This window comes from Shewanella sp. MR-4 (genome assembly GCF_000014685.1).
Taxonomy (GTDB): Bacteria; Pseudomonadota; Gammaproteobacteria; order Enterobacterales; family Shewanellaceae; genus Shewanella.
In genome coordinates this window covers 2,453,887-2,475,491 of record NC_008321.1, presented here as the reverse complement: position 1 = coordinate 2,475,491, position 21,605 = coordinate 2,453,887, and the positions used below count along the sequence as shown (strand labels likewise).

The window sequence follows — 21,605 nt, the reverse complement described above, 5'->3', positions numbered from 1 at the left end:
TAAGCCAGGCCCCAATTAGCTTAAACAACAGCTCCCCGCAATTTCCCTCCAGACTGATGATAAATAAACCATCTTTATCCGTTTTTGAATGACTATTCATTGATTTGAATATTTGTTAGAAAATTCCCGAGGGTTATATTTTTATTTATGCAAATGTGTGAATAGATACTCAAAATGGATTTTTGTCTGTGCCATTACGTATGTGAGTATTAAAGTGCCTTGTATCGTTGAAGGACTGGGCTATAAATGCTGTTTTGTTTCACTTAGAATAACCGTCCTCGACCTTTCACTTGCCGTTTTAAGGGATCGCGTGCTAATCCATCAGCAATACCATCGTCATGGCCCCGATTATCGCTTTGGGGAGCAAATGACCTTTCTCGATGTGAAGCAAACCTTTGGTTTTAGCCATGTACGTGTGGGACGTTGGGTCACGCGCGAGGAGTCATTGATTGCCGCGAATTTGGTATTTGATTCGCTGGCAGATCTTGCCTTTATCCTCATTTTACCGCCGTTGACCTTAGGACTAAGGCAAACCTTAAGCCTTGCCTTTGGCCACGGTGGGCAAAAGGGTGTGCAGGCACACTATGCGCCAGGGGCGCGAGAATTGGCATTAGCGAAAAATGCGGGTGCTGGGGCGCTGGCCCATGAGTTTTGGCATGCGTTTGACCACTATGTTGCCCCTAAGGCGTTTTCGCGCGCCACGGGACGTTTTAAGTGCGCCAGCGATCTCTGGCTTGCGGATCAGCCGCTTATCGAGCATCCCCTTAATCACCGTTTAGCTGAGATCTTTCGGGTTACCTTGCTCTCCGAGGACAATTTGGAGCCAAGTGATTACGTTCGCCGCGCAATTGCCTTAGATAAGCGTTATGGTGCGCAGTATTTTGCTAAACCGACGGAAATGATGGCGAGGGCCTTTGAGGCCTGCATCGAATCCTATCAAGGGATCCAAAATCCCTATTTAGTCTCTGGCACGCGCTATTCAGCGCTGGCAAAGGAAGGGGCCTACCCCGATGAGCCACATAGACAACGTATCTTTAATGCCTTGATTGCCTACTTTGAGCCATTAGGCATGGCGTTAGGGAAAACCGGATAAACCTTAGGCGCTAGTCCGTGAGTTGCTGCTGGCAATAGGCGAGCTGGTGGCGAATGGCATCGAGGGTTTGTGAGGCGGCATAATCCATCAGATACCAAGGGCTGATTTGGCTTTCGGGCTGATGATTAAAAAACAGTGACTCGCATGCTTTAAGCTTCGATTTTTCAGCAAATTGTTGCCAAATCGCACTGGGTGTAAGGGCGAGTTTGGCTAACTGTTCACGTAGTTGTTGCTTTGTTTGCTCACTTACGTTTGGTGTAAGTGTGGATTGTCTGAGTAAATCCAGTTGGCTGAAGGGATCTTCAAATCGTTCGTTTCGGTCAGTGTGGCGAGTTGGTTTACTCTCTGCGCCATCAGTCTCACAGGCCTTATGCATACTCTCCCACGGCGTTAAGGTAAATTCAGGCCAATCGATACGCTCGCATAGCAGCGTTTGGGCGATTCTTCTCTCTCCAAGCCAGTTGTGTACCATACAAGGCAAATGAATGTTGTCTGGCAGGTCCATACTGCGCTGTAAGCTCGGCAACAGCGACATCCGCTGAACTTGTACCTTTTTGGCTAATGACATCATTAACACGACTGTGGTTAGGCCCGAAGAAGGCCAGCAGCCGAGGGAAGGGGTGAGATCGGTCGCGATTTGGGTCAGAGCCTTTGCCAGTTGCACGCCTTGGGGATGACCTTGCACTTCGAAGGCATATTGAGATTCGGCAAAGCCACCATTGGCAATATTGACCACTTGGCCATGGGAAGATACATCTTCTGGGCATTGGGTGCCATTGAAGATAAAGGTGAGTCCTTTGTTTGCGGGTTGCCAGTCGCCCGAAGCGTTACCGATAATGGTGGCCTGCTCAAGCTTGAGCTGCTCGGCAAATGCGCTTAACGAAATCCTGGGTTGTGGCTCAGCCAATTGACGGTGCATATGCGTATGTGATTGAGGCGCATCGGCTAAGGGCTGTGGATAGGACATACTCGCAAGGACTCTGTAAAACAAAGAGGCTAATTGTACTGGAACTTCCCCGCTGACTAAAGGGCTATTCCCTATCGAGTCTCTGTAGACTCATTAATAAAATTTCACAATAACAGTACGTTAGACTGTTTTATTAAGGTTTGATGGGGAGTTTCACGTTTAAAGAGACACTTGCAACCTGATGCCATCGAACGCCTTTTTGAACTCATTATTTAGCGTTTTTAGTGAGTTAACTAAATGGCTCACTGAATGATTTAGTTGCTATTGGTTGGCGTGCTAAGACGCGCTTTTTCAATCACGCTAATGGTTCTTTCGATAAATTTCCTTAAAGCCTTTGGCGGTAGAAAAGGGGATTTATCCTCCTGATTAAAGCGTGCAATAAGGGTCGCGACCTGTGGATGTTGAATGATGTCCTCCACACTGTTACCCGCATCTAGCTGGGTTTCAATCAAGTGTACCCAGTCGTTGGTGTTTTGCTGAAAGCTGCGAAGTGATGCTTTATTACTTGGCTTACCATGCCCCGGCACGATAAGGCTGTCTTCATCGCCGAGGCGTAAAATGTGGTTGATTGCCGCATTAAAGCCGCGTATTCCACCGGCATAGAATGTGGGGTGCCAGCTGTTATCGACAATATCGCCGACAAATAGGCTGTTACTTTGCGGGTGAAAATAGATCCTGTCGGCAGCAGAATGGGATGAAACTTGAATGGTCACTATCTCTGCCATGAATGACTGCGCTGACGCTAGGCTTTGTGTTGGCGCTAAGCTGGCACCTTGTTGGATAAAATATTGATTACCGCCGGTATGATCGGTGTGTTCATGGGTATTCAAGATAAATTTAACGGGTTTGCCATAGAGGGATTGGATGGTACGACTTAAGGTATCTAAGTGTTCATCCCCTGGCATAGGGTCGATAAACACTAAGCCTTCGCTCGTTGATAGCACGCCGATATTGGTTCCGTAGTCCACACCTTTCAACTGCAGTAGTTGATCGGAGACTTTTTCAATAGTGATGGTATCGGCGTTGGCTGCAAAATAGCATGTAACAAAGACGAGGGGAGCTAATGCTTTATACATGTAGGCAAGCCTATGATTAAGTGTGAGTGTTGAAATCTATTCGCATCAAATCTATTCGCATCAAATCTATACGCATTATTAGCGTCAGTTAGCTGTCTCGCCAACTCTCACATCTGCTTAATTTGTGACAAATCTTATAAACCTATCGTATTATCAATATGTCGTATTGATAACAATTCGCATTAACCTTACACTATCGGGATTCTAAAAGAGGTAGGAACAATCCCCCATGGCGAAAATAAGTAATCGCTTCTGGTTTATGTTACACGGTTGGGTATCTTTGCCCATCTGGATTTTATTCAGTTTTATCTGCTTAACGGGCACGGTTGCCGTACTCAGTCATGAACTGACTTGGCTGACCAACCCCGCAGCCCGTGCGCTCAATCCAGATGAGCTGCCCGCGAAACCCGTCGATGAATTAATGCTGGTGGTCGAAAAGGCCTATCCGAATGCGCAGGTGATGGGGGCGATGACCTTTGAGCCTTACTTAGTCAATGCGTTTACCTTTACCGATGCCGATAAACCTTATGCTATCGCCTATGTGAATCAATATACGGGGCAAATTCAGCAGATCAACGAAGGACTAACCTTTATTGGCTTTATGCGTTCTTTGCATGGTTGGTTGTTGTTTCCTTGGCAAAGCGGTTACAGCATCGGCTATTACCTTGTTTGCTCTATGGCACTTATGATGCTTGCCTCATTGATTACTGGATTGATCGTTTATAAGCGTTTTTGGCGCAGCTTTTTTGCACCCAAACTTAGACTTACCCAAGGGAAGAAAACTTTACTCTCTGATTTGCATAAATTATCCGGCGTCTGGTCGATTTGGTTTATTGCGATTATGAGCCTGACTGGGCTGTGGTATTTAGTTCAAGCTATCTTCTGGCATGCGGATATTGATATCGAGCCCCATGCCCCTATTATTGCCGCCGAGCAAGTGCCGCTGATGCAAGCGGGTGATCCACAAGCGCCAAGCGCCAATGTCTCTTTTACTGAGGCCTTAAGTTTAGCTAAGCAGCGCTTCCCCGATTTTCAGCCAAGTTATGTGATGCTGCCTGAGCATCAACGGGATATGTATCATCTGAGCGGTAGTGGCGATCATATCTTCTACGATCAATATTCCTACAACCTCAGTATCAATCCGTGGACGGGTGAGATTGCTAGCGCGACCTCGCCAGAAACCATGACAGGTATGCAGACCTTAATGCATATTGCCGATCCGCTGCATTACGGCACCTTAGGCGGGATTTGGACTAAATTGATTTGGTTCTTCTTTGGGCTAGTGCTTTCGGGCATGTCGATCACCGGTTTTATGATGTGGGGATTACGCCATGTCCGTGCCTTTAAACAGGCCGAAAGCAAAGACTTAGCCGCAGATATGTTAGGGGAGGCACGCTAATGGCATCATCGGTATTTTGGTTAAAACATAAATATAAGCTCAGTGGTTTGATTTTGATCTTACCCTTAGTGTTTCTCTATCAGTCGCTTAACCCGAGTTTTCCCCCCGCGTGGCCGAGCCAGCAATTAGGTGAATTTAAAATCGCGCCAATGCCGTTAGATTTAAAGGCACCTTATAAGCACCACGATGATTACGTAAAAGATTTTATGTTGATCTTTGAACAGGGGAATGTGGCCCATATTCGCCAGGGTTATGCCAATATCGGTCCAGAGGCTCTGCCATTGGAAGCCCTACAAAAAGGCGAAAACGGGGTGTTGCATGGCAGCAAACATGGTCAGCATGTGCATGCGATCACTGGCGCTAAGTTAGCGGCAACGGACAGCTTGTGGGTGTCGATTCAAAATTGGCAGGGCGAATGGTTGGTTAGCCAATGGCCCGTACCCGAGGCGGTGTTAGTGCAGTAATAGCGTTGAGTTTGTTTACTCAAAAGGGGTGAGGTTGCTTTCCAGTCTATATTTCACAGCCTTGACTAAAATGGTGCAGACGATAGTCACAAACGTGGGCGAAATAAAATAGCTTTAGGCTATAGACTGATAAACGGTATTCAGATTTGTGGGGTTGAAAGTAAAAGGCCATCTAATTTTGATGGCCTTTTCTTTGGTTAAACAACTACTTGTATGGATTATTCCACGATTGATGTTGTTACACTTTCAATACGCTGAGAGAACTCAAATGGGGCTTGATAATCTCGACTGACAGAACCGCCTTCGTCTTCACCGATACCCACACCATCATCCAGTGAGTAAAGCCGACTAATGGTGTTGGGGATCAGTTTCTTCTCTACCAATTTGCCATTGACGTAAAGATAGGCATTACCTCCTTTCCCGGTACCGACTGAGTTTCCTTTTCCGCCAACGCCATTTTCGTCATAACGGAACTTCATTGTGATCTCATTCTCGCCAGGCTGGAGTTTTGCGCCAGAAAGCTTGGTGTATTCATAGGTTAACCAGTTGTATTCAAAGGTAGGTATTCCCTTCATCACATACAAACTCCATCCTGCGAAATTACCGCCTTGAGCAATGATCACCCCATTGGTATTGTCAACATCGTCAATCATGACTTTCGCGACAAGATCGAAGGATTTATTTTTGATGTTTAAGAATGAGTTTTCGGGGATCCCCTTTGCACCTTCATAGAGAGTTAAACTCTTCTTTCCAAATAGGGCGTCTGGTCTGCCTGCAACTTCGGCATTCATGCGCTCTAAAGTTCGGTCATCAATGGGATACACATGATTGATTTCAGCTTCTTTGTCGAATATCGAGCGCAGCTCTTTCAGCTTATCAGGGTTGTTTTTTGCAAGATCGGTAGACAATGACCAATCTTTACGTGTGTCAAACAGTTCCCATTTATCAGTTTGCAGAGTTGCGAACTTTTTAGAGTCTTCCCACAATGGAAAATGTATTACACGAGCCAACCAACCATCATTATAGATAGCGCGATTACCACCCAATTCAAAATACTGAGTGGTATGTTTGGTTTTGGCTTGAGCATTGTTGAAGGTGTCAGCAAAACTGACTCCAGCGATAGGTAATTGTTTCACGCCATCGACCATTTTGGGGTCGGGAAGGTCGGCTACCTCCAATATCGTAGGTGCAATATCAATCACGTGTGACCATTGATTACGGATCTCTTCTCCTTTCGACTTGATGCCCTTGGGCCAACTGACGACCATGCCATTACGAGTACCGCCGAGATCGGATGCCATGCCCTTCATCCATACAAAGGGCGTATCTCCGGCAATTGACCATCCCGCAGCATAGTGACCGAAGCTATCGGGCCCACCTAGCTTATCAATGTTGTCGAGTACTGTTTTTGTGTCCTCTTCGATACCGTTATAAAATGCGAGCGAATTGAAGCTACCGTTGCGGTTACCTTCGCCACTTGCCCCATTATCACCAACTATGTAGAAAATGAGCGTATTGTCGAACTTACCATTTTTCTTCAGGGTATCTACGATTCGCCCTATCTCATGATCGGTGTGAGTCAAAAAGCCCGCGTAAACTTCCATTTGGCGTTCAAACACACGTTTTTCATCTGGGGTGAGTGAATCCCATCGCGGCACTTGCTCAGGCATGGGGGGGAGAATGGTGTCTTTAGGAATAATCCCCGCAGCCTTTTGACGCTCAAAGGTGTCTTGTCTGAGTTTGTCCCAACCCATCGAGAATTTTCCTTTGAACTTATCAATCCATTCTTTAGGCGCTTGATGCGGCGCGTGTGCTGCACCTGGGGCATAGTAAACGAAGAAAGGTTTATCGGCATTATAACTTTGCTGCAGATTTAACCATTGAATGGTTTGATCTGTCATATCGGTTGTGAAATGGTAGTTTTCCTTTCTCGGTGTTTTTATACGGGTATTGCCATCGATAAGCACGGGTTGGAATTGATCTGTTTCACCGCCAAAAAAACCATAGAACTTCTCAAAACCAATTTGGCTGGGCCATAAACTCTGGTTGGCTGCTGGACCGGTTTCCCAGGGCGGAATCTCATGGTTTTTGCCAAACATCGCTGTGCTATAGCCGTTGTATTTTAACACTTTAGGTAATGCGGCAATATAATTTGGACGCGCTCCCGTATTACCAGGAAAGGCCGTCGAGGTTTCTGCAATCGATCCCATGTTGTTTTGATGATGGTTTCGCCCCGTCAACAACGCGGTTCGTGTCGCCGAGCTGACACCTGTGGTATGAAACTGATTGTAAATCAATCCCTGTGCCGCCAATGCATCTAAAGTTGGCATATCCACAGCCCCACCAAAGAGTGAGCTTTGACTAAAACCAACATCGTCGAGCAAAATCACTAACACGTTCGGCGCTCCATCTGGCGCCTTAATCCGGCTCGCTGGAGTTGGACGCTGAACATCACGTACATCGAGTTGGTCGTAGGTTTGAGGTTCAATATCAGCAATTGGCAGCTGTGTTCTGTCAATAGTTTGCGCTGATGTCAGACACGGCGCCAGTAAGCTACTGACAGTTAAGGTTGTTTTAAAAACATCCATATTGTTTACCTTTTGTTGGAGGTAGTGAGGATTAACGGACCATCTAAGGCTTGCATCACATAACTAGCGGGGTAACCGTTAGCTAATAACCTAGTCATGGCATGTAAGTACTTCTCTATCTGCTGAAAGAAATAGAAGTATCCTTCGCAAAGTACATTTTCATATTCACCATTGGCGGCGAGATAGCGGTGTTTAGGGCAACCACCATTACACATTTTTAAATACCGGCACTGTTTACAACGATTGGAGAGTCGTGATTGCTTGTTAAAATGAAATTGTGTCGAATGTTCTTTTATTTGTTTTAAGGGGTGGAGGGTGATGTTACCGAGATGAGATTCGGGATAGGCGACATGGTCACAAAAATAGACGTCTCCATTGGACTCGATAGCGTAGGAAGAACCACATTCTTGTGCGTGAATGCAATTGGGTGAGTCATTGCCAATATACTGAGTTAAAGCCTGCTCAAAATTGGAAATAAACACTTTGCCGACATCTTGTTTTATCCACTGCTGGAAAATATCGACGAGGAACTTACCGTAATCTTTGCTGTTTACGGACCATGGCATAGGTTGATGCACTTCAGCTTGTTTACCGGTCGATAAAATGAGATTACTGGAAAAATGTTGGCCACGGGCTTGCTCTTGTTCAGAGGGCTTAGACTCGACGATAGGGGAGAATTGAATGTATTTCACTTTATGCTTTCTGAAAAAGGCATAAATGCTCTCTGCGTGTTGACAATATTCCTGCGTTACACAAGCTAACACATTGTGTTCAACGTTCATTTTTTGCAAGAGCTTGAGAGCTTTCAGATTCTCATCAAACACACTTTTACCTTGCTTAGTGCGATAAGTTGCTTGTAGCCATTCAGGGCCATCAAGACTCAGGCCTACAAGAAAATTATTTTCTTTAAAGAATTGGCACCATTGTTTATCGAGTTTAGAACCATTGGTCTGTAAGGTATTTTTAATGATTTTGTCTTGTGCGTATTTTCGTTGCAACGCCACAGCATGTCGAAAAAAATCGAGTCCAGCTAAGGTCGGCTCGCCGCCATGCCATGCAAACTCAACAATCTGAGAGTCTTGATTAGCAATATAGTTTTGAATGTAACGCTCTAACACGTCTAAACTCATAACCTTTTTTGAGTTTAGGACCAAATCTTTTTCAAGATAAAAACAGTATTGGCAATCATAATTACATTTTGAACCTACTACTTTGACTGTTGTGTGTATCCCTGTCATTTATTCGACTTCTTATTTCCTGTTGAGGTGCAATTTCAATTTATTCTTGCCTTATTGACAATATTAAAATCTAGCACATGACGTTAAAACTTACTTTAGCAATCTGAGCATCATTCAGCAATTGACAATGTTGATAGACTCATATTATCAGTTTTGATAACTTGATAAGATAACACATTACATAAATTAAAAGACGATGCGGCTAAACTACAACCTGCTTAAACCATTGAGTTTTTTATTGGAAACACAGAGTATTAACGACACCGCCACTCAGCTAAAGACGAGTTCGTCGGCCGTAAGTCGTACGCTGAAAACGTTAAGACATATTTTTGAAGATGAATTGCTAACAAGAAAAAATGGCAAAATGGAACTTACGACTAAAGCTATCGCATTACGTGAAAAAGTAAGTCGTATCATCGAGGAAATTGAAAGCCTAACGGAGAATGAATCATTCAACCCTCTCATGCTCACCAGCAATATTACCATAGCGATGAATGCATCTATTGCTCAATGGTTTGCTCCTTTACTAATTGACCATTTGGCAAAAAATGCTCCAGGTATAAAATTGACAATTGAAGACTGGAGTGATGCAACACCTCAACATATTTGTGAACATAGAGTTGATTATGGGATCCATTATTTTCCATTAAATTTATCGAAGAACTTAGTGCAAAAATGCGGTGAGCTAGACCATTTTGTGGTTGTGTGTCGTACACAACATCCTCTAGCGACACAAAATATTAAGCTAGATCACTTTAGTCAATTTCCTTTAGCTGTACATGTGATGAAGTATTGGAATGAAGGCCAAGATCATTTGTCTCGATATCTCAAGAAACTTGGGGTCGAGACAAATGTGGCACTGCGTACGACTCATTTAAGCGTGTTGTTAAAGGCGCTTGAAAACAATGATTACTTATTTCCTTGCTCAATTAACTTAGCGAAAACCTTGGATACAAAATTTACGTATATCAGTTCTGATTCGTTATCATTTGTTCCTTTGCAGCAACGAAATTTTGGTTTTCTGTATGATAAAACCAGGAGTAATGATGAATTAATTCATTGGTTTCACGGTGAAATATCGGAATTGATGCGTAACCAAGTTAGAAATCATTAAGGTGTATATTTTTCAATGTGCTCGGTTAGATTCATATTGATATTGAATTTACCTTAACTTATTTTAACTAACGTGTATTTTGGTCCAACATGGAATGCAGTTTGGGACATTAGTATTTGATTTTAAAATTAAAAGGATAACGATTTTAATGGAATTTACTGAGGCAGAACTCGCGCTAATCACTGCCGCGAAACAAAAAGTGCACATGGCGCAGCGGGTGCGAGTTGGGGTAATTATGTTGCTTATCTTAGGCACGCTTACGCTGCTGGCAGGATTTTGGAGTCACCCTTACGCGATTTATATTGCCTTTGCGCTGGTGGTTTTTGCGGTTGCGCTACCCCAGTTTGGCCAAGGGCCAAAATATGAAGAATTGCTAGAATTGTTGCAGCAAAAAGCCGCTCAGCAAAACGATTAATCTGCACCACAGTACTAATCACAGTGCTAAGAACGGTGCTAACAACAGCGCTAATAACAAAGGGCTTTCAGCAAAATCTTAACTAGCCGAAAGTATTCGAAAGCCCTTGTTACTTGTTCATTCCGTTAGTTAAAGCGCTTAACGATAGCCATATGGCGCCCTTATTCTTCGGGATAGACCTTTTCTTTAAATTCGCAAAGGTCCTCAATAATGCAACTGCCACAGCGGGGTTTGCGAGCCAGACAGGTATAGCGGCCATGCAGAATAAACCAGTGATGCACATCGACTTTAAATTCGGCGGGAACAACCTTTAACATGCGCTCCTCGACTTCGACCACGTTTTTACCAGGGGCGAATTTAGTGCGGTTTGCCATGCGAAAGATATGGGTGTCGACGGCGATGGTTGGCCAGCCAAAGGCGGTATTGAGCACCACGTTAGCGGTTTTACGACCTACGCCTGGAAGCGACTCTAGCGCCTCTCTGTCTTCTGGGACTTCGCCGTTGTATTTTTCAATCAAGATCTCACAGGCTTTAATCACATTGATGGCCTTGTTGTTATACAGGCCAATGGTCTTGATATATTCCTTTAATCCCTCCACGCCTAAGGCATAAATACTGTGGGCGGTATTGGCGACTGGAAACAGTTTATCAGTCGCCTTATTTACGCTCACATCGGTCGCCTGCGCCGATAAAGTCACCGCCACCAGTAATTCAAAGGGACTGGAGAAATTCAGCTCGGTTTCGGGTTTGGGATTGTTTTCGCGAAGGCGGGTGAGGATTTGGATGCGTTTTTCTTGATTCATAGTGATCCTTGGAAGTAGTGGGTTTAACGCTAAACCCACTACTTAAGCTGTTATCTCAATAAGGGCTTAACTCACTTTGGTGATCCGTGCCCGTGTCACGCTTGGTTGTACAGCCGCTTCGGGTTGACGCTCTTTAAGCTTTTTATCGATAACGTTTTTCAGGGCGATAAGTAGGCCCATCACAATAAAGGCGCCAGGTGGTAACATCGCCAGCAGGAAGGGGGTATCGACTTGCCATACCTGAATCGTTAAGGCTTTAGCCCATGGGCCGAGCAGTTGGTCGGCGCCATCAAACAGGGTGCCTTGGCCGAGAATTTCGCGCGTAGCGCCAAGAACCGCTAAGACTAAGGTAAAGCCAAGCCCCATCATCAGCCCATCGAAGGCGGCGCTAAAGGCATTATTACGGGAGGCAAACGCCTCGGCGCGGCCAATGATAATGCAGTTGGTCACAATCAGCGGCAAGAAGATCCCTAAGGACAAATACAGACCATAGGCGTAGGCGTTGATCAGCAGTTGCACCGCCGTCACCAGCGCGGCAATGATCATCACAAACACGGGGATACGGATTTCCTTAGGCACATAGTCACGTACCAACGAGACTAAAATGTTTGAGCCTATCAGCACCAACATAGTGGCAACCCCAAGCCCGAGGGCGTTGGTGAGGGTGGCCGTTACGGCTAACAGTGGGCACAAGCCCAGTAATTGCACTAAGCCAGGGTTGTTTTTCCACAGTCCTTGCCAGGCAATTTCGCGATAATTAGTCATGGTTGGCCTCACAATTCAGAGGTTGGCTGAAAATCTCTGCTTGATGCTGAGTAAAGTACCATACGGCGCGTTTAACCGCTTTCACATAGGCGCGTGGTGTGATTGTCGCGCCGGTAAATTGGTCGAAATCACCCCCGTCTTTTTGCACTTGCCATTGCTTATCATCTTCTGATTTAAGCACTTTACCGACGAATTGCGTTACCCAGTCGGATTTACGTAAATCGATTTTATCCCCAAGGCCTGGGGTTTCTTGGTGGGCGAGTGTGCGCACGCCTAATACTTCACCTTGGGTATTGATGCCCACAATCAGCTTAATATTGCCGTTGTAACCATCGGGGGCAATGGCTTCTAGGGCGATAGCAACGGGTTTACCGGCAGCTGTGGCGATATAGGCGGGCATGGCATCTTCGGTGCCGAGCGCCTCTTTATCCTGCAACAGAGTGCATTGCGCGGTCAGCTCATTGTCATGGAGCTCATCAGGGATCAGTTGATGCAACACGCGCATCAATTCCTGCTGCTCTTGCTGCTTAATTTTGTCTAAGGTCTGTTGATTGACCACTGCGACTAAGCCCGTGCAGAGCAGGGCAAATAGCGCAAGTAACAGACCATTTTTAATCATTGGATTATTCACTTTTATTCCTCAAGAATCTTTGTTCAAGCATGCTTGATTCTTTTGCCACAGGCCTAGGGCGCTGAATGGCCATAGGTGCGCGGACGCACATAGTAGTCAATAAATGGCGCGCAAAGGTTTGCGAGCAGCACGGCAAAGGCGAAGGCATCGGGGTAGCCACCTTGGGTACGAATGACATAGACCAAGACGCCAATTAATGCGCCGAAAATCAAACGGCCACGCGGACTGGTCGCCGCGGTGACAGGATCGGTTGCAATAAAGAAGGCGGCGAGCATGGTCGCGCCCGAGAATAAATGGAACAGTGGGCTTGCCTGAGTATCGGGCGACAGTAAAAAGCCAATGCTCGATGCCACAAATAATCCCGCCAAGACGCCGGTGCTGATATGCCAACGGATGGCTTTTAATTTAAGCAGCACTAAACCGCCAGCCAAATAGGCTAAATTGACCCAAAACCAACCAACGCCAGTGCCGCCATCGAATATGCTTTTAGCCATACTTTCGGTGGTGGTGAGCCCTAAGGACAGATCTGTTTTGAGGGTATCGAGCGGAGTCGCCATACTGATCCCATCGATACCGAGGCGGAATTGCTCCATGCCACCATGGGCGCCGACATTGAAGATCAATTGCAAACTATCGATTACACTTGGGGTATTGAGCGCAACCGTACTTGGCGCAATCCAACTGGTCATCTGCACAGGGAATGAAACCAGCAGTAACACATAGGCGGCCATCGCGGGGTTGAACAGGTTATGGCCTAGGCCACCGTAGAGGTGTTTGACGATAACAATCGCAAACACTGTGCCCATAACGATCATCCACCAAGGTGCCAGCGGCGGGATCGCAACCCCGATTAAGATCGCCGTCAGCATAGCGCTGTTATCGCTTAAGCTTGCTTTGATGCTGCGGTTACGCAGTTTCATCACCGCGGCTTCACAGCTTAGGGCAACGATAATCGCCAGTAACACTTGAATAAGTGTGCCCCAGCCGAAAAAGGCGCATTGCACCACAAGGCCGGGTAACAAGCATAAAATGACCCTTTGCATAACCGTTGAAGTATGCAAATTACGGGTAACATGGGGTGATGAGGCTATTTTAAACGCCATTGTGATCCCTTTTATCTAATCTTGAGTCACTGATTTTTAAGCTAATCATTTTTAAAGCACTGAGGTTAAAACCCGCAGTGCTATTCATTTGCGTCGCTGATCGCATTCGCTTCTCTGGCCGCTTTTTTGGCTTTCGCACGGGCAACGGCAGCAGCGACCTTGGCTTTCTTCTCATCTTCGGGACTGAGTGGCGCACTTGGTTCAGCGACTGAGCTTGATTCATCGCCTGATTCAGAGTCTGATTCAGAACCTGACTCAATGTCTGATTCAGGCTTAGCAACTGAGACTAACTCGGGCTGAACTTCGGTAACCTCAGTCGAATCAGCTTGCTGTGCGGCGGCTTTCTTTGCTTTTGCGCGGGCAACGGCAGCTGCGACTTTGGCTTTCTTCTCATCTTCGGGACTGAGTGGTGCGTTTGGTTCAGCGACTGAACTTGATTCATTGCCAAATTCAGAGCTTGAAGCTGGCTGAGCGTCTGCAGCTAGCTTGGGCTGCTCGTCAACAACATCAGTTGATTCAGCTTGCTGCGCGGCGGCTTTTTTGGCTTTTGCACGGGCAACGGCTGCAGCGACCTTGGCTTTTTTGTCATCCGCTTCTGCGTTAGCAGTCGTTTCTGTTGCTGGCTTATCTGTGTTGTCTGTCGCGGCATCAGTATCGCTATTGGGATCCGAGTCGGCCTTCAACGCCGCTTTTTTCGCTTTGGCGCGAGCGATGGCTGCGGCGACTTTATCTTTTTGCGATAACGTCTCAGCCTGCTCAGTTGGCTCGCTTTGCTCAGAAGATACCGTTTGTTCAGAAGAGACTGCTTGTTGAGACGATTCTGCATCATCCGCACTTTGAGCTGCAGCGGCAGCTTTCTTGGCTTTAGCGCGGGCAATCGCGGCGGCTACGGCTGCTTTCCCCTTAGGCGCCTCAGTGCTGTTTGCATCAGCATTTACAACTTCGACCTGCGTGTTATCAGCTGTGGTTTCTGCCGCAGCTGCCTTTTTGGCCGCGATCCGCGCCATGGCTTCGGCAACGGCATTTTTATCCGTTGAGCTCATGGTTGCTTGGCGACGCGCAGCGGCTTCCTTAGCCTTGGCTTCGCGGGCGAGTTTTTCTTCTTCGAGGCGTTGAATACGCGCCTCGAAACGCAGTTTGGCGCGCTCGGCTTGATGTTTTTCATCGGCGGCTTGTTTTAGTGCCGATTTAGCGATGCGGTAATATTCCACCAGTGGTATATCACTGGGGCACACGTAGCTACAGCAACCGCATTCGATGCAATCTTTAAGGTTGTAGCTGGCCGCCTTGTCATATTCTTCGGCTTTTGCATGCCAAAACAGTTGTTGTGGTAGCAAGAGTGCAGGGCAGGCATTGGCACATTCGCCGCAGCGGATACAGGCCTTTTCCTCTGGAGTGGTTCCAATCTCTTGACTGCTTGGCACCAAAATACAGTTTGTGCCCTTTAAAATAGGCACTTGGATGGTGGGTAACGCATGGCCCATCATAGGACCGCCAATAATCACTTTTTGATCGGCTTCTGCGTTAAATTCAGTGTGTTTGAGCACATGTTCAACGGGCGTGCCTATGGGTAACCAATAGTTGCCGGGCTTACCGATATTTTGTCCGGTAACGGTAACCACTCGCTCAATCAACGGTTTACCTTGGGTCACGGCTTGGTGAATCGCAAACGCGGTTCCTACGTTATGCACGACAATCCCAAGCTTAGCGGGGATGGAGCCTGAGGGCACTTCACGCCCCGTGATGATCTGAATAAGCTGCTTTTCACCGCCAGAAGGATACTTGGTTGGTATCGCTGTCACCCGCGTGCTGCCCGCAGGGAGCGTGGATTGACTCACCGCCTGTTGCATGGCTTTGATGGCTTCGGGCTTGTTGTCTTCGATAGCAATCACAATACGCTTGGGCGCGAGGAGGCGATGGATAATCCCAATCCCCGCCAGAATGTCTTGGCTGTATTCGCGCATTAAGCGATCGTCGGCGCTGATATAAGGCTCACATTCCACGCCGTTGATAATCACTAATTCGATTTCACTGACGGGATTCAGCTTGATATGGCTTGGGAAGGCGGCGCCGCCCATACCGGCAATGCCTGCACCATGGATTTTGGCAATCATCTCATGATTGCTAAGCTCAATTGAGCCTGGCGTTAACTCGCACCAGCGGTCTTCACCATCGGCGGCAATCACGCAGGTATTGACCGGCAAGGCCGAGGCGTGGTTACTGGCTCTTGGCTCAATGGCGACGACCGTGCCAGAGGTTGGCGCATGTACTGGCAAATGCCAAATCGAGGTGCCTTGAGTTAATGGCGCGCCTTTTAATACTTTGTCACCCACTTTGACTACAAGGGTGCAGTTTTCACCCACCTGTGGCACGGGTACAAGGTATTCCTGCGCTAAGGGCAGTTGGCTAATCGGTGTCGTGTTGGAGAGGAATTTGACTTCAGGTGGATGAATGCCACCGGGTGAGCGCCAAAGGGTTCCTTTATCTAATTGATCTAATAAAGTCAGCACCGCTTATCCTCTCTTTTCTTCGTGCGGGGTCTCTTGGATAAGAGTCACGGGAATGGCATTTAAGCGCCAGTTCCAGTTTTTCAGATTTTGGCCCACAGGGAGCATATCGATACAGTCAACGGGGCAGGGCTCGACACAGAGATCGCAACCTGTGCAGTCTGCCGTAAGCACGGTATGCATGAGTTTGCCCGCACCAATAATGGCGTCAACAGGACAGGCCTGAATACATTTAGTGCAGCCAATACATTCATCTTCGCGAATGTAGGCGACTTTTTTGACTTGGGATTGGGCCTCTGCATTGAGCGGCTCTGGCTCTACACCCATTAAGCTGGCGAGCTTTTCCATGGTCGCGGTGCCGCCAGGCGGGCACTTGTTGACTTTATCGCCATTGGCAATCGCTTCAGCGTAGGGGCGGCAGCCGGGATAACCACATTGACCGCATTGGGTTTGTGGCAGAATCGCTTCGAGTTCATCGACGATGGGATTACCTTCAACCTTAAATTTTAAGGCGGCAAATCCGAGTAATACCCCAAAGAACAATGCCAATAGGGTTAATAAAATAACGGCAATTAACATGGTGGACATCTATTTAACCAATCCTGTGAATCCCATAAAGGCCAAGGACATCAGCCCTGCGGTGATCATGGCAATCGCGCCACCTTTGAAAGGCATAGGCACGTCGGCCGCAGCTAAACGTTCACGCATCGCGGAAAACAGAATTAACACTAAGGAAAAACCCACCGCTGCACCAAAACCATAGATAGCAGATTGAATAAAATCGTGTTTTTCGTTCACGTTTAACAGGGCAACCCCGAGTACGGCGCAGTTAGTGGTGATGAGCGGCAGATAGATACCGAGGGCGCGGTGTAAAGCCGCACTGGTTTTTTGCACCACCATCTCAGTAAATTGCACCACCACGGCAATCACCAGAATAAAGCTCATGGTACGCAGGTAACCTAAGTCAAAGGGCAATAACAGATATTGGTTGACGAGGTAACTGAGGATTGACGCTAAGGTCAACACAAAGGTCGTGGCCATAGACATGCCGATAGCGGACTCCAACTTGCTGGAGACCCCCATAAATGGACATAAACCTAAGAATTTCACTAAAACGAAATTGTTAACCAGCACTGTGCTGATCAACAACAGGAGATATTCACTCATCTGAATACTTGTCTAAACGGATCTTGGCCGTATTATCGACTTTTCCGTTTGCATAAACAACATATAGAATGCAGGGTTAACTATCTTTACTGTAAATTTGCGCGCTCCGTTAACCCTGCGCTGGCTTAAATTTGGTCAGTTAAGGTAATGGCTTGGGGCTGGGCAATATAATAGCCCTGCAGCCCATCGACGAGGAGTTTTTCGAGGGTCAGTTTTTCCTCCTGACGTTCGACACTCGTCGCGATAACACGAATGCCGATGCGTCTTGCCACATCCACCATCATACGCACGAAGAACTTATTATTGCTGTCTTCATCGATTGATGAGGTGTAGCTGCCATCTAGTTTTATGTAGTCTGGGCGGACTTCGCTGAAGAATTTGAAAGAGGTAAAGCTCATCCCGAATCGCTCGATTGAGACCCGCGAACCAACACTGTGAACCTCACGGACAAACTTATAGCTGGCACCTAAATTGGCTTGCATACCTGACTCGTTGATCTCAAACACTAAACGTGAGGCGATATACCTGTGCTTGCCGAGAACATCTCGCAACCAGCCGACAAACAGTTCTTGATGGGCCGAAAAAGCGCTGATATTGATGCCAAAATTACCGCTAATGGTCGGATTTTCTTTAAGCATTCTTAATGTGCTGATCACCACGAGTTTATCTAATTCGGTGCTCATGCCGTGGCGCTCGGCCATGGCGATAACTGTGGTGGTGGGTAAAAACTTGCCTTCGCTGTTGTAAAAGCGTGCCAGTAACTCGCGGTAGACCTCGACATCATTGCGGCAAGGTTGTATGGGTTGTTGAAAAAACTTCAGCGCTTGGCGGGCGATCAAGTCATTGATTGCTACTTTCCAACGGTCGTCACCAAACTGCTCGTCACCATTGAGTTTCTCTTGAATATGGAAACTGTTGGGGCCTAAGGTTTGCGCTATGCTCACGGCGGTGTCGGCCAAGGAGAGCAGGTTAACGGGATCTGTGCCCTGTTGATATGGCACTAAGCCCATATGCGCCACGGATTCGGCTCTAGTCATCTGCTGGTATTCATCGAGGAATACTTTAAGTTGTTCTAAAAACTTCGGGCCGTCTTTTAACACTAAATCGGGTAAAAAAATCGCAAAATCGGCGCTTGAGACGCGGTAGCATTCCGAATCGGGATATTTTGAACAGGCCTTACGAATGCAATTGGCGACACTGGCTAAATAATCGTCACCGGCGGAGCGACCTTGTAACTGGTTCACATGGGAAAGCTCAGTCGCTTTAACCATGGCTAGCAGCCCAAGTTGCGGCACGCTGCGGTTACTAATGTTTTCTAACTTTGTGGTAAAACGTGGGCGGCTGCCAAATCCGGTGATTGGATCCTGATAAGCCACCTTATGCAGTTTCTGGTTTTCTTGAGTGAGGGTATCCATTTGCGATTTGAGCTGCAGGCGGCAGTCTTCGAGTGCCAATCTCACTGGTGTCATTTCACCATTGAGTTTGGAGGACTCAATGGCGGAAAAATTCATCTCTGGAATGTGGGAAATATACTCAGCCGCATAACGGATAGATGACTTTAATTTATTGATAAGCAGGATAAAAACAACTATCAAGATAATGTAGGCCAGTATCAGCATTAGACCCAATTGTTGGGTACTGTCGATGGCATTTTTGATTGCCTGATCGGCACTTAATTTTACCTGTAAACGACCGGCGGTCAGTTTTTGCGTATGGGATAAATCTAAGGCAAATAATGTGGCCACCGGATTGATGCCTGGAGCATTGAGTTCGCCTTGGGTGTAATTGAGTTGTCCATCGGTGTCATCGATATATTGAAAAAACTGCAGCGGATAATGGGCGGAAATAGTTTGATAGAGTTCGGCACCATTGCCTTGCCACTGGGAAAAGTTACCCAAGTATTGTTTGAAGTTATTGAGTTCTTGCTGTTGCTGTACTTTGAGTTGGCTATTCTCGTTGTGATAAATCCAACCAAACAGTCCTAAAAAAATCAGCAATAAAAAGATGGGATATGATTTAGACATCGCCATAAAAATCCGCTCTTAAAGTGTCTCAGTATTACGGACAGTAATATTAAAGGAGTGCCCAGTTAATATGCCTATCTGCGTGATGATACTCAACATTTTGGTTAACAATCAGATCACAGTGTAACTGTATTTGAGGCAAAACAGAAATGAAAAGCGATTAGTTTAACGGAGTAACAAAGGAGGGGATTTTGTGTATTACTATAAGAAAATGGCTCCCCTGACTGGACTTGAACCAGTGACATACGGATTAACAGTCCGCCGTTCTACCGACTGAACTACAGGGGAGTAGAGGGTGCGATATTGCTATCGACTTGAGATATCATCTTTAAAGTGGCTCCCCTGACTGGACTTGAACCAGTGACATACGGATTAACAGTCCGCCGTTCTACCGACTGAACTACAGGGGAGTAGATGATGCGATATTGCTATCGACTTTACTTGTCTTGCGTTAGTGGCTCCCCTGACTGGACTTGAACCAGTGACATACGGATTAACAGTCCGCCGTTCTACCGACTGAACTACAGGGGAATCGTTTAACGCATCAGCTTGATAATTAAGTGGCTCCCCTGACTGGACTTGAACCAGTGACATACGGATTAACAGTCCGCCGTTCTACCGACTGAACTACAGGGGAATCATTAGTTACCTAACTGCGCCTCACTTTTACCGAGATTGAAATTTGGCTCCCCTGACTGGACTTGAACCAGTGACATACGGATTAACAGTCCGCCGTTCTACCGACTGAACTACAGGGGAATCGTTTCTCTCGTCTCGATGACTCGTTGAGAACGGAGCGCATAGTAAAACGCTCTGTGGGATGAGTCAACTCGAGTTACTAAAAAAAGTGTAATTATGCTGTTAAGTGCTCATCTAATGTGCATCGTGGTGCCAAAATCAGCATTTTGATGAAGAAATAACTTATGTTTTCGTAAGATAGCGTGTCTTCATCTTAAAAACACTTGGGATTTTTCAGGGAGACAAAAAGCGCAAATAGACCTATTTGGTTAAATTCTCAGCATTATTCTGGCGAGAGACCCATTTGATCTTTCAAAAACCTCAGACTTAAATAGATAAAGTTTACTTGAGTGGCAACGAATCGATGCTTTTGTGGTCAAAACAGTTACGCAGTCATGCTGCCACTCGCTTGGTAAGTCTTAACCTGATGCTTTAATTACTGAGCTCACAATATAAGATACTAATAATGAAGTGCTGACTATTTATAAAGTGCACATTATGCGGTAGGTATATTAGGCAGCACTGCAGCTTCCACTGGTTATCCCTAAAGCGACAGCGGCAAGCCCATCTCAGCCGAGTGGCAAAACACTTATCGAGAGGTGAAAACAATGGCAATGAGTCGATTAGAACAAGCAGAAGCGTTACTCGAGCAGCCCTTAACCTTAGATGTACTGCGTCAGTACCGTGAGTTGTCCATGCATTTAGATGATCCTGATTTTCAAAAAATCCAAGATTTAGCCGAAATCCTCTTTGTGGTTGCCTCTACGGACGAAGCGCTTTTTGCGGCTGCGCTTGCAGAAGACTTAATTTAAGCGCTAATCAAGTTATCCCTCGGTCATGAATATTCACTTTCTACTCTTTTCTGCGAACAGATAGCCCCAATTCTACTGACTGATACGGATAAAGCGGAAAACGCTGTCATTTTATGCTGTAAAACACGAATAAAGGCGTAACAGCAGGAGATCAATCAGATTTTGTGAATGTTATCGGTTGTAACAAGTAGTAACATTTATCAAATGTAATAAAATTACCAAACCCGACGAGCGCGCGAACTAAGGGTGGAATAGTCCTCAATCCCGCATGGTTTCTCACTAATTTCGACTTATCAACAAAATCTGTGGATAACCCTGTGGGTTGCGGCTTGAAACAGGCGGCAAAGCCTTGTGGTACGTGCGCTGGACTTAAATTGCACTATTTTGGCGATAAAAATTTAATAATATATTTATCAAATAGATATGAATTGCAAGTCTTATCTTTTTTGGGCTTGTTTGAGGTTGCAATTTTGTAAGCAAGTGAAAGTCGACTCTTGTGTATTAATTTGGCATTTCCCCTGTATTTTTGGGCGTTTTATCGCCAATTTGAGCATTAAAAGCTCGTGGTCAAAAAGTTTCATTTTCTGTCCATCAAACTGTCATTCAGATGGTTTAGGGCTTAATGTTCCCTTCGACTTCTAAAGGAGAACTGCTGGAGCTTAAAGGATGAGTTGATTAGAATGGGGCGACTAACCACAAGG

The 21,605-nt window shown here is 46.3% G+C and carries 18 protein-coding genes and 5 tRNA genes; 6 read left to right on the top strand and 17 right to left on the bottom strand.

What is annotated here, in order from left to right:
• The first annotated feature begins 310 nt into the window (after window positions 1-310).
• A complete protein-coding gene (locus tag SHEWMR4_RS10960) occupies window positions 311-1,093 on the top strand; it encodes a CLCA_X family protein (RefSeq protein WP_041408775.1) in 783 nt (260 codons plus the stop codon).
• Window positions 1,094-1,103: 10 nt separating this feature from the next.
• Here the strand turns inward: SHEWMR4_RS10960 and SHEWMR4_RS10955 are convergent, their stop codons facing one another.
• Window positions 1,104-2,060 (bottom strand): hypothetical protein, encoded by a 957-nt coding sequence (locus tag SHEWMR4_RS10955; RefSeq protein ID WP_011622841.1) that lies wholly within the window; start codon window positions 2,058-2,060, stop codon window positions 1,104-1,106.
• A gap of 254 nt (window positions 2,061-2,314) precedes the next feature.
• A complete protein-coding gene (locus SHEWMR4_RS10950; protein WP_011622840.1) occupies window positions 2,315-3,136 on the bottom strand; it encodes an MBL fold metallo-hydrolase in 822 nt (273 codons plus the stop codon).
• A 229-nt stretch (window positions 3,137-3,365) separates the two neighbouring features.
• Here SHEWMR4_RS10950 and SHEWMR4_RS10945 point away from each other — a divergent pair, with 229 nt between their 5' ends.
• Both SHEWMR4_RS10945 and SHEWMR4_RS10940 read left to right on the top strand, forming a co-directional pair.
• Entirely contained in the window at window positions 3,366-4,535 is a 1,170-nt protein-coding gene (locus tag SHEWMR4_RS10945) for a PepSY-associated TM helix domain-containing protein (protein WP_011622839.1), read from the top strand.
• Window positions 4,535-4,999 (top strand): hypothetical protein, encoded by a 465-nt coding sequence (locus tag SHEWMR4_RS10940; RefSeq protein WP_011622838.1) that lies wholly within the window; start codon window positions 4,535-4,537, stop codon window positions 4,997-4,999. Before SHEWMR4_RS10945 ends, SHEWMR4_RS10940 begins: the two co-directional genes overlap by 1 nt.
• Window positions 5,000-5,217: 218 nt before the next feature.
• Here SHEWMR4_RS10940 and SHEWMR4_RS10935 read toward each other — a convergent pair whose 3' ends face one another.
• Window positions 5,218-7,587 carry an arylsulfatase gene (locus SHEWMR4_RS10935; RefSeq protein WP_011622837.1) on the bottom strand — a complete coding sequence of 790 codons (2,370 nt, stop codon included), beginning with the start codon at window positions 7,585-7,587 and terminating at the stop codon, window positions 5,218-5,220.
• Between the two features lie 5 nt (window positions 7,588-7,592).
• Window positions 7,593-8,825 carry an anaerobic sulfatase maturase gene (locus SHEWMR4_RS10930; RefSeq protein ID WP_011622836.1) on the bottom strand — a complete coding sequence of 411 codons (1,233 nt, stop codon included), beginning with the start codon at window positions 8,823-8,825 and terminating at the stop codon, window positions 7,593-7,595.
• Window positions 8,826-9,063: 238 nt separating this feature from the next.
• Here SHEWMR4_RS10930 and SHEWMR4_RS10925 point away from each other — a divergent pair, with 238 nt between their 5' ends.
• On the top strand, window positions 9,064-9,939 hold the full coding sequence (locus SHEWMR4_RS10925) for a LysR family transcriptional regulator (RefSeq protein WP_264622713.1): 876 nt from the start codon (window positions 9,064-9,066) through the stop codon (window positions 9,937-9,939).
• Window positions 9,940-10,087: 148 nt separating this feature from the next.
• On the top strand, window positions 10,088-10,354 hold the full coding sequence (locus tag SHEWMR4_RS10920) for a hypothetical protein (RefSeq protein WP_011622834.1): 267 nt from the start codon (window positions 10,088-10,090) through the stop codon (window positions 10,352-10,354).
• 161 nt (window positions 10,355-10,515) lie between these two features.
• Here the strand turns inward: SHEWMR4_RS10920 and nth are convergent, their stop codons facing one another.
• The 13 genes from nth to SHEWMR4_RS10855 all read right to left on the bottom strand — a co-directional run bounded on the left by nth (window position 10,516) and on the right by SHEWMR4_RS10855 (window position 20,113).
• Complete coding sequence (gene nth / locus SHEWMR4_RS10915) at window positions 10,516-11,157, bottom strand: endonuclease III (protein ID WP_011622833.1); 642 nt, start codon at window positions 11,155-11,157, stop codon at window positions 10,516-10,518.
• A 66-nt stretch (window positions 11,158-11,223) separates the two neighbouring features.
• Window positions 11,224-11,922, bottom strand: a complete 699-nt coding sequence (locus SHEWMR4_RS10910; RefSeq protein ID WP_011622832.1) for an electron transport complex subunit E — start codon at window positions 11,920-11,922, stop codon at window positions 11,224-11,226.
• On the bottom strand, window positions 11,915-12,553 hold the full coding sequence (rsxG, locus tag SHEWMR4_RS10905; protein WP_083757899.1) for an electron transport complex subunit RsxG: 639 nt from the start codon (window positions 12,551-12,553) through the stop codon (window positions 11,915-11,917). The genes SHEWMR4_RS10910 and rsxG overlap by 8 nt, the downstream gene beginning before the upstream one ends.
• Before the next feature lie 53 nt (window positions 12,554-12,606).
• Window positions 12,607-13,656, bottom strand: coding sequence for an electron transport complex subunit RsxD (rsxD, locus tag SHEWMR4_RS10900; protein ID WP_011622830.1), 1,050 nt, complete (start codon window positions 13,654-13,656; stop codon window positions 12,607-12,609).
• Window positions 13,657-13,736: 80 nt separating this feature from the next.
• Entirely contained in the window at window positions 13,737-16,166 is a 2,430-nt protein-coding gene (rsxC, locus tag SHEWMR4_RS10895) for an electron transport complex subunit RsxC (RefSeq protein WP_011622829.1), read from the bottom strand.
• Window positions 16,167-16,169: 3 nt separating this feature from the next.
• The gene (gene rsxB, locus SHEWMR4_RS10890; RefSeq protein WP_011622828.1) at window positions 16,170-16,751 is read right to left on the bottom strand and encodes an electron transport complex subunit RsxB; all 582 of its coding nucleotides are present in this window, start codon (window positions 16,749-16,751) and stop codon (window positions 16,170-16,172) included.
• Complete coding sequence (rsxA, locus tag SHEWMR4_RS10885) at window positions 16,752-17,330, bottom strand: electron transport complex subunit RsxA (protein WP_011622827.1); 579 nt, start codon at window positions 17,328-17,330, stop codon at window positions 16,752-16,754. It lies immediately after the preceding gene.
• A gap of 125 nt (window positions 17,331-17,455) precedes the next feature.
• Window positions 17,456-19,360 (bottom strand): GGDEF domain-containing protein, encoded by a 1,905-nt coding sequence (locus SHEWMR4_RS10880; protein WP_011622826.1) that lies wholly within the window; start codon window positions 19,358-19,360, stop codon window positions 17,456-17,458.
• A 206-nt stretch (window positions 19,361-19,566) separates the two neighbouring features.
• Window positions 19,567-19,642, bottom strand: a tRNA-Asn gene (locus tag SHEWMR4_RS10875).
• Window positions 19,643-19,688: 46 nt separating this feature from the next.
• Window positions 19,689-19,764: transfer RNA gene (locus tag SHEWMR4_RS10870), tRNA-Asn, on the bottom strand.
• 45 nt (window positions 19,765-19,809) lie between these two features.
• Window positions 19,810-19,885 (bottom strand) — tRNA-Asn (locus tag SHEWMR4_RS10865).
• A gap of 30 nt (window positions 19,886-19,915) precedes the next feature.
• Window positions 19,916-19,991: transfer RNA gene (locus tag SHEWMR4_RS10860), tRNA-Asn, on the bottom strand.
• Between the two features lie 46 nt (window positions 19,992-20,037).
• Window positions 20,038-20,113: transfer RNA gene (locus SHEWMR4_RS10855), tRNA-Asn, on the bottom strand.
• A 587-nt stretch (window positions 20,114-20,700) separates the two neighbouring features.
• Here SHEWMR4_RS10855 and SHEWMR4_RS10850 point away from each other — a divergent pair.
• Entirely contained in the window at window positions 20,701-20,904 is a 204-nt protein-coding gene (locus SHEWMR4_RS10850; RefSeq protein WP_011622825.1) for a hypothetical protein, read from the top strand.
• The last annotated feature ends 701 nt before the right edge of the window (window positions 20,905-21,605 follow it).